Below are 1,605 nucleotides of genomic sequence, written 5' to 3' on the forward strand. Positions count from 1 at the left end.
AGCGCCAGAAGTGGACGCGGGAGAACGTCGGCCAGGTGCCGAAGGGACTCTCCTACGAGGACTGGCTGCGCAAGCAGGCCCGGGCCTTCCAGGACGAGGTCCTCGGGCCGACGCGCGCGCAGCTCTGGCGTGAGGGAGGCCTTCCGCTGGGCCGCTTCACCGACGCCAGCGGGAAGACGCTGACGTTGGAGCAGTTGCACGCGGTGGATGCCGCAGCTTTCAAGCGGGCGAAGTTGTAGCCGGCCCGCGCTGACGAAGGGAGAGGAAGCACATGCCGTTCGAGTGGCAGCCGGAGCTGGAGAAGGTGGACGAGGTGCCGGAGAAGCTCCGCGCGCTCTACACGAAGGTGGATGCGACGGAGGGTGCGCCCGAGAAGTACGTCCTCGACGCCGACTTGGCGAAGCGCCTGGACACCTCCGCCCTCACCGGGTCGCTGAGGAAGGAGCGCGACAGCAACAAGGCGCTGAAGGGCCAGCTGGCGGGCTTCGAGAAGCTGGGGCTGAAGACGCCGGAGGAGGTGGAGCAGCGCCTCGCGGAGCTGGGCACCCAGCTCGCCGACGCGCAGAAGGGCGTCAAGGGCGCGGAGGCGTGGGCGAAGGAGCGCACCTCGCTGGAGGAGAAGCACTCCAAGGCGCTGGGCGACAAGGACGCCGAGGTGAAGCGCCTGACGTCCGTGCTGCACAAGCAACTCGCCGAGGGCGCTGTCCGCGAGTCCCTCACGAAAAATGAGGGAGCCATCGAGTTGATGCTACCCATCATGACTCCTCACGTGGTGCTGGTGGAGGAGGCCGGGAAGTTCCTGGTCCGGGTTGTGGATGACGAGGGGAACCCTCGTGAGAACAAGTCGGGCAGCCCCATGACGGTTGACGAGTACGTCGTGGAGCTGAAGAAGGACTCGCGCTTCACCCGCGCCTTCAAGGGCACGGGCTCCTCGGGCGGCGGGATGCCCCCGGGGGCGCCTCCGGGAGGGATTCCCGGGGGCGGCAAGATGACCGCGCTGGAGCGTATTCAGCGCGGGTTGGGCAGGAAGTAGCACCCGTCGTGGGTGCGCGGGATGCGGCCCACGACAAACCGGGAGGGATTCCCGGAGGCAGTCACTCTTTCGTCAGTCCATGAATGACAGAGGGCTTTCAGCAGCTCCGCCCTTGGCGCGCCTTCTGCCTGTCTCGCATTCCCTCGCTCCGAGGAGGAGCGCACTCCTATGCCTTCAATCACCCTTGTCGAAGCCGCCAAGCTCAGCCAGGACGACCTCGTCGGCGGCATCATCGACAACATCGTCACCGTCGACGCCTTCTACCAGCGCCTCCGCTGGGAAGCCGTGGAAGGCCCGGCCATTGTCTACAACCGCGAGTCCTCGCTGGGCGACGTGCAGATGCTGGGCGTCGGCGGCACCATCACCGCGAAGTCGCCCACCACCTTCGTCCAGGTGACGAGCGCGCTGAAGCGCATCATCGGCGACGCCGAGGTGGACAACTTCATCGAGGCGACGCACTCGGACACCACCGACCAGAAGGCCCTCCAGGTTGCCGGCAAGGCCAAGGCGGTGGGCCGCAAGTACGCCAACCTGCTCGTCAACGGCACCGGTGCCAATGACGAGTTCGAGGG

At 66.9% G+C, this 1,605-nt stretch carries 3 protein-coding genes; all 3 read left to right on the forward strand.

What is annotated here, in order from left to right; all coding sequences use genetic code 11:
• A partial coding sequence (locus K8625_RS43470) for a hypothetical protein (RefSeq protein WP_223786096.1) occupies positions 1 to 239 on the forward strand: 239 nt, incomplete at its 5' end.
• A gap of 32 nt (positions 240 to 271) precedes the next feature.
• Positions 272 to 1,033, forward strand: a complete 762-nt coding sequence (locus K8625_RS43475; RefSeq protein WP_223786097.1) for a hypothetical protein — start codon at positions 272 to 274, stop codon at positions 1,031 to 1,033.
• 168 nt (positions 1,034 to 1,201) lie between these two features.
• On the forward strand, positions 1,202 to 1,605 hold a 404-nt coding region (locus tag K8625_RS43480), incomplete at its 3' end, for a major capsid protein (protein WP_223786098.1).

This window comes from Myxococcus sp. AS-1-15, from assembly GCF_020037055.1.
Classification (GTDB): Bacteria; Myxococcota; Myxococcia; order Myxococcales; family Myxococcaceae; genus Myxococcus; species Myxococcus fulvus.